The following is a 5,405-nucleotide window of genomic DNA, read 5'->3' as shown; positions in this document are numbered from 1 at the left end:
TGGTCCTACGGCTGGTCCGAGTCGGCGGCGCAACGCCTGCGCTTTCTACTCGACTTCGGCTATGCGACGGGTCTGCGCGCCAGCGAACTGGTTGGAGCCACACTTGTTAACGTCCGGCTCGACGAGCACGGCGATCACTGGCTGCACCTGGTCGGCAAAGGTGGAAAGCCCGGCAAGGTTGCGGTGCCGCCTCTCGCGTCGACGGCGCTCGACCACTACCTGGCGCAACGTCAATTGCCTGTTAGCCGGGAGCGGTGGAACCCGAAGACACCCGTCGTGGGCAGCCTGGGCGAGGATGGAACCGTTGGTATTACTGGTGCTCATCTCTGGCGCTTGCTGAGGCGGTTCTTCGTGCAAGCCGCGGAAGCAATCGAGACCGCCCACCCAGTGGCTGCGGAGAAGCTGCGCCGCGCAACCCCTCACTGGATGAGGCACAGTCACGCTAGCCACGCACTGGCCCGCGGAGCTGAGCTCACCGCCGTGCGCGACAACCTGCGCCATGCATCGATTGCCACAACTTCGATGTACCTGCACGGCGATGAACTGGAGCGAGCCAGGCAGATGCGACAGGCTTTTGGTGCTCGTCACACCAAGCTGTAAGCCGACTGAATTCCACTACACGGAATAACGGAATTTTCTGGGGTTCCCGCTTGGAACCCCATGTTCCAAAGGCAAGCGCAGCGCGCAGGCCCGGATCAAAACCGGATGGCCGCGATTTGAGACTAAGCGCGAGGCGCAGTCCGCGAGCCCGACGGCGGAACGCCGGAACGGCTTTGGTTTGATTGGCCGCTATTCCACCGGGGTAAGCACCGAACCGCAGCCAGAACTCGGCACCAACTCGACATACAGAGATTTTCGCCCGACGACGACAGCAAGTATTGGCCGCTTGTCCCGGCGCTTCGCTGATAAGCAGTTCCATTCCGATCTATCGAGACCAGAAGGATAAGGATGGTCTTCCGGATGGGTGTGCCATTCGCCCAGATAGCGGACGGTTCCCTGGCTCGCCGTCCATCGAGACAGGGCGATGGTTTCGTGGCCAAACGGCATCCGCTCGAACAGGTAGCGAAACCGCTTGTCCCATGCCGTAGGAATCGTCGCTTGCTCAATGAGCATATGGGCTCCATGAACCGAACCGAGTAGAAGCCCACCAGCTTCGCAGTCGGTGCCGTTGGCCTGAACATGCTGACAGAAAGTCTCCAGTGTGGGCTTCGAGAAATGGAGCAGCGTTCTTTTGTCGTTGGTCGCCCAGGAACTCAGGAATTGCATAAAGGACACTCCCGATCCGGGATCGGATCGCAATCGGGTGTGGCGAGCTGATGGGCACGGTCGATCAGTCTGGTACGCAACGCAGGGGAATAGATGCCATTGACCCAGTCAAGTGCCGCCTCCGCGCCCAAGCTGGCAGCGTGCACCGACACCGAAGCAGGGAATGGCACGTACAAGCCCTCGCATCCATGCCCCGCCAAGATGGCAGGAAGAGGATCAAGGGTAGAGCGGAGTTCGCCTCTTCTGTTGCTATGCCAGAGACATCGATAGCACGCGCCAGATGCATTCGTCCTCAGAAGCGCACGGACAGCCGTTCCCGGCCCCTCGATCCAGACCGAAAGCATGGACGTCGGCGGCGGATAGTGGCCGCACAGCCAATGCCCGAGGGATTCTTCGCCGGTGGCGTCGATGAGCAGGTCCAGTGCTCCTAATTGGGCCTGCCTGACATCCACGGGGAGTGCACGAATCTCGGCGCCTGGCGCCAAGCGCTTGAGTTCCTTCGACATGGCCTCGGCTTTGTTCGACAGCAGGTCCGGGAATCCCAGGCGATGACGCCCGATGTTTTGCGGGAAAAGGTAGTCGAAATCTACCAACGTGAGTTTTCCGCCGCATGTCCCCGCACCGGCCTTGATCAGCATGTCCGACAGATATCCACCGATCGTGCCACATCCCACGACGGCCAGGTTTTTACCTGCAAGCGTCTTTGACTTGGGCATGTTCCGCTGGGCAAGGTAGCGATCATCGATTCTGACCACTGAGATGGGCATCACCTTCAACCCATAGCTCGAATTCCTGCGATCTGCGAGCTTGCCCTTTTGGATCGGACGCTGGCGGTCATAGAGAACCACAAAGCCATATGTCATCAACGGAGATTCGATGACGATCAGAACGCCGTTGGCCTTTTTTCTTTCCCCTTCCTTGATACGCTCATGAATCTTGCGCCGGCACCGAGGGTCAAGGGTGCTTTGCCACGCCAAGATATCCCCCACTGTTTCAGGAGGCCAATGGCCGGTCAGAGGACGGGGGTGTGCACCCGTCTTTACCCGGTAAGTCAGCACCGTTCTATCGGTAACTTGGTAGCCGAGCGACTTCAGTTTCTGTGTTGTTCGATCTTCGTTGTCGGTGATGAACCACAATGGGCTCCCATTGGCCTGCGCGACTAAGCAGTTCTGTCGCCCCAAATTCTCGCCTTGCATGTCCACGAAGCAAAGCCAGCCGTGCCAGTAGGCGAAGAACTCTTCCGCGAGATCTTCGATCATCTCCCCCTTCAGAATTTGTCCGAACACAATGGCCGCGCGTTGCAGGCACGCCAGCGACTGCCCGACAGGATCATAGATATCCAGAACGACCGTGCCCTTGGCGAGATAGCAAAGCCCGCCATCTGCGCCAAGATGAGGAACCGCTGCGGGCAGCTTAGGCGGGATTTCCAGCAGCCGGACGCGAGGCAAGTCGAAGAACGTGGGGTCGAGCTGAACCTCGCACGGACAACCCTTGTCCGTACCGGATGGGGTTAAACACCCGTGCAACTTGAACCAGCCGGCATCCGTTTTGCCAACAAACTCGAAGCCTCGCTGCTTGAAGGCCTCAATAACGTTTGCGACCACTTCGGCGCTGCTCATCCAGCTTTCGTTCGCCCAACAAGCTCGCTCGGACCAGCCATGGCGGGTGCCGCGGCAATGGTGGCGGCGACGGATACCACCTTGACCCGATCCGGGTCGTTCGGAAAACGCGGGCCGAACTCGCCCTGCATCCAAATGCAGGCCTGTGAAGGGCTGCCGGCGTCGGTGGCTCCGCGAAGCACCTTTTCAAATTCTTCGAACGCTTTCGCCGCTTCTTCGACCCCCGCTTCGCCGAGCCGCTCCGTGAGCGACTCGGACTCTTCCACGGGGTTGTTCACCCCTGCACGCAACCGGGCCGGCAGTGCCGCGACGACATCCAGCAAGGCAAGGTCGTCGCGCCGATCGCGTTTTTCGAAGAGCGGGGCCGCGGCGGCCATCAGCAGGATCGAAGCAGGCCCGCCGCTGGACCACTTCCAATCGCGGAACGCCTTCAAGTAACGAACAACGCGGCGGAACTGCTCCCCCTTGGCCTCCACTTCGCCCAGGAACCACTCCTTCACAGGCCTGGGGTCAGAGGGCATCCAGTTGCATTCACGATGGGCCAGGAGCACCTCGTCAGCGGGCAGCGCCGTCCAAGCATCCCGCTCCGCCAAGTTCACCGCTTCCGTCAGTGAATCGTAGCCATATCGCTCCATCGAAGCCTTTGCGAGCATGACAAATTCTTCGTCGGGAATGGCGTACAGAGGAATATCAATGTGGGCATACGCGGCAATGACGATGCGGATGCATGTCGGCTTGTCGGTGACAAGCTTCCATTTCTTTTCCTCGACCAGCGGCTTCAAGGCCTCTTCCGCAGCGGCAAAGAACACCGTTGCGGCAGTGCTGGGGCGCTTCGTCTGCGAGACGAAACTCAATGGCAAATAGCAGCCATCATCCACGTCCGCCTGCTGCGGACGTTGCGCCGGCGAGTTCAACGTCTTGTATGCCCACGAACCTTGCGTGAAGAAGCGCGGCTGCGGTACGCCCTCGGTGTAGCCGCTCGCCTTCAGCACGCGGGGGATGCCTGTGCGCAGACGGTCCCTGACATCAGTGCGTGCGCTGGCGATCCAGGCGCGTTGCTCAAACGTCAGATCCAGTTCGTCATGCATGCACGACTCGTCATCAGCAGTGGTAAAGAACAGCGGGCTTAGGTTCAGCATGCGGCCTCCGGAACATTCTTGTTGGGGCCGTGATAGAAAATGGGGGCGCTGGCCTGGTGCGCTCGAAACGGTAGAAAAAGAGGATCGCCGAGCGCTCGCTGCGCCGCGTGGTTGCCGCGATCCTTGAGCGTATTCGTGGCACCGATGGAAACCCGATCCAGCGCCTTCACGTCCTTGCTCTGATCAGGCGTCGCCTTGTCATCGATCTGGAAGTAGTTGCTCCCCAGCGTCTGCCGCAGCATGTAGTCCACCGACGACTCCTGGGCGGAAATCACCAGGTCGAAGAGTCCCCCGCGCCATTTGCCGAATCCGCGGTCAAGGCTCGCGCCGCCGCGAACGGTCGCACCGATCGTCATCGTGCCAATGGAGAGCACCCGAACCAACGCATTCTGTTTCGGCGCCAGGAACGTATGGACTTCGTGCAACCCGAACAGGCCGGGGGCGTTGCCCACCAGCCCTCCATCCGCGAAGACACCGCGGGCGTTGCGTGCAAGGGGAAAGTAGACAGGCGCGGCGGCGGTCGCCAACGCAACATCGACGATCTTCATGCGGTAATCCAACTCAAAGGAAGGATGGTGAGGCGTCTTGAAGAACTGCCCGCGGCCCGTCGAGTAGTTGACTGCCGGCACGAGAACACGATGCTTCAGGTTGCCGATCGTGGTCCCTTGAAAGCGCTCGGTCAGCACCCCTCGCAATCCTGCTGAGTTGTGCTTTGCGGTCAGCCAGAATCCCAGAAGCCGTCTTGCAAGACTGCGGCACCCAAAAATGCGGCTGCCTTCGTCTTCAAACAGTGCTTTGAGTTCGTTGGCCGGAATTTCCGCAGCCAGCCCCAAAGCCAGCATCCCTCCTGCCGATGTGCCGCAAATCAGATCAAAGTGCGAAGCGATAGGACGGCCCAGCACGGTTTCGAGTTCGGCAAGAACCGTCGCCGTGTACAGGCCGCGATAACCGCCCCCTGACAGGGCGAGCACATGGTAGGTAGGGATGCCAGTCATGGCACTTCAGCCCTTCGGCGGGAAGGAGTCGTTGCCGTGGCTGTCCTTGTCACGGATACGACCATCCGGACGATGGATGACGAGTTCGGATTGCTGGTTGCGCGCGATGTCCCGCGCCGCGTCTATGGCCTGTTGCTGCGTGTCGTGCACGGAGGTTGCCCGCTGATTGCCGGCGCCCTTGACGGCCCAACCGTCCTGGTGAGGAACAACATGCTGATTCTTGCCTGTCATAGTGGATCTCCTAGAGTTGAACCATCGGAACTCCGACCACCCGGCCGGGTTGTCAATGACTGCCCGCTATAGGAAAATATGTTGCTCTTGCAGACAACGGGCGAGTCAGGCCAGATCAACCTGCTGGAAGCATGAAACCTACGGTTGTTGTCTGT

The 5,405-nt window shown here is 60.1% G+C and carries 6 protein-coding genes; 1 reads left to right on the top strand and 5 read right to left on the bottom strand.

What is annotated here, in order from left to right:
- Positions 1-600: tyrosine-type recombinase/integrase (locus tag A3A5_RS0112140; RefSeq protein WP_018310843.1), on the top strand; the 600-nt coding region annotated here is incomplete at its 5' end.
- Between the two features lie 189 nt (positions 601-789).
- On the opposite strand, the gene A3A5_RS41325 is transcribed toward A3A5_RS0112140, so the two are convergent.
- The 5 genes from A3A5_RS41325 to A3A5_RS0112120 are packed head-to-tail and all read right to left on the bottom strand — an operon-like array spanning position 790 to position 5,250.
- A complete protein-coding gene (locus A3A5_RS41325; RefSeq protein ID WP_081623879.1) occupies positions 790-1,266 on the bottom strand; it encodes a Mov34/MPN/PAD-1 family protein in 477 nt (158 codons plus the stop codon).
- Positions 1,254-2,885: a ThiF family adenylyltransferase gene (locus tag A3A5_RS0112135; RefSeq protein ID WP_018310842.1), complete on the bottom strand. Its 1,632-nt coding sequence runs from the start codon at positions 2,883-2,885 to the stop codon at positions 1,254-1,256. The genes A3A5_RS41325 and A3A5_RS0112135 overlap by 13 nt, the downstream gene beginning before the upstream one ends.
- The gene (locus A3A5_RS0112130; RefSeq protein WP_018310841.1) at positions 2,882-4,024 is read right to left on the bottom strand and encodes a cyclic GMP-AMP synthase DncV-like nucleotidyltransferase; all 1,143 of its coding nucleotides are present in this window, start codon (positions 4,022-4,024) and stop codon (positions 2,882-2,884) included. The genes A3A5_RS0112135 and A3A5_RS0112130 overlap by 4 nt, the downstream gene beginning before the upstream one ends.
- Positions 4,018-5,019 (bottom strand): CBASS cGAMP-activated phospholipase, encoded by a 1,002-nt coding sequence (locus A3A5_RS0112125; protein WP_018310840.1) that lies wholly within the window; start codon positions 5,017-5,019, stop codon positions 4,018-4,020. The genes A3A5_RS0112130 and A3A5_RS0112125 overlap by 7 nt, the downstream gene beginning before the upstream one ends.
- Positions 5,020-5,025: 6 nt before the next feature.
- The gene (locus A3A5_RS0112120) at positions 5,026-5,250 is read right to left on the bottom strand and encodes a DUF2188 domain-containing protein (protein WP_003454802.1); all 225 of its coding nucleotides are present in this window, start codon (positions 5,248-5,250) and stop codon (positions 5,026-5,028) included.
- Positions 5,251-5,405: the final 155 nt, after the last annotated feature.

This window comes from Cupriavidus sp. UYPR2.512 (assembly GCF_000379565.1).
Taxonomy (GTDB): Bacteria; Pseudomonadota; Gammaproteobacteria; order Burkholderiales; family Burkholderiaceae; genus Cupriavidus.
The sequence above is the reverse complement of the archived record's forward strand: the minus strand, read 5'-3'. Positions and strand labels throughout refer to the sequence as shown.

Bases quoted from the DNA above. Each gene is read 5' to 3' on its own strand.
- A3A5_RS0112125 (WP_018310840.1), bottom strand. From the start codon at position 5,019: ATGACTGGCATCCCTACCTACCATGTGCTCGCCCTGTCAGGGGGCGGT.
- A3A5_RS0112120 (WP_003454802.1), bottom strand. From the start codon at position 5,250: ATGACAGGCAAGAATCAGCATGTTGTTCCTCACCAGGACGGTTGGGCC.
- A3A5_RS41325 (WP_081623879.1), bottom strand. From the start codon at position 1,266: ATGCAATTCCTGAGTTCCTGGGCGACCAACGACAAAAGAACGCTGCTC.
- A3A5_RS0112135 (WP_018310842.1), bottom strand. From the start codon at position 2,885: ATGAGCAGCGCCGAAGTGGTCGCAAACGTTATTGAGGCCTTCAAGCAG.
- A3A5_RS0112130 (WP_018310841.1), bottom strand. From the start codon at position 4,024: ATGCTGAACCTAAGCCCGCTGTTCTTTACCACTGCTGATGACGAGTCG.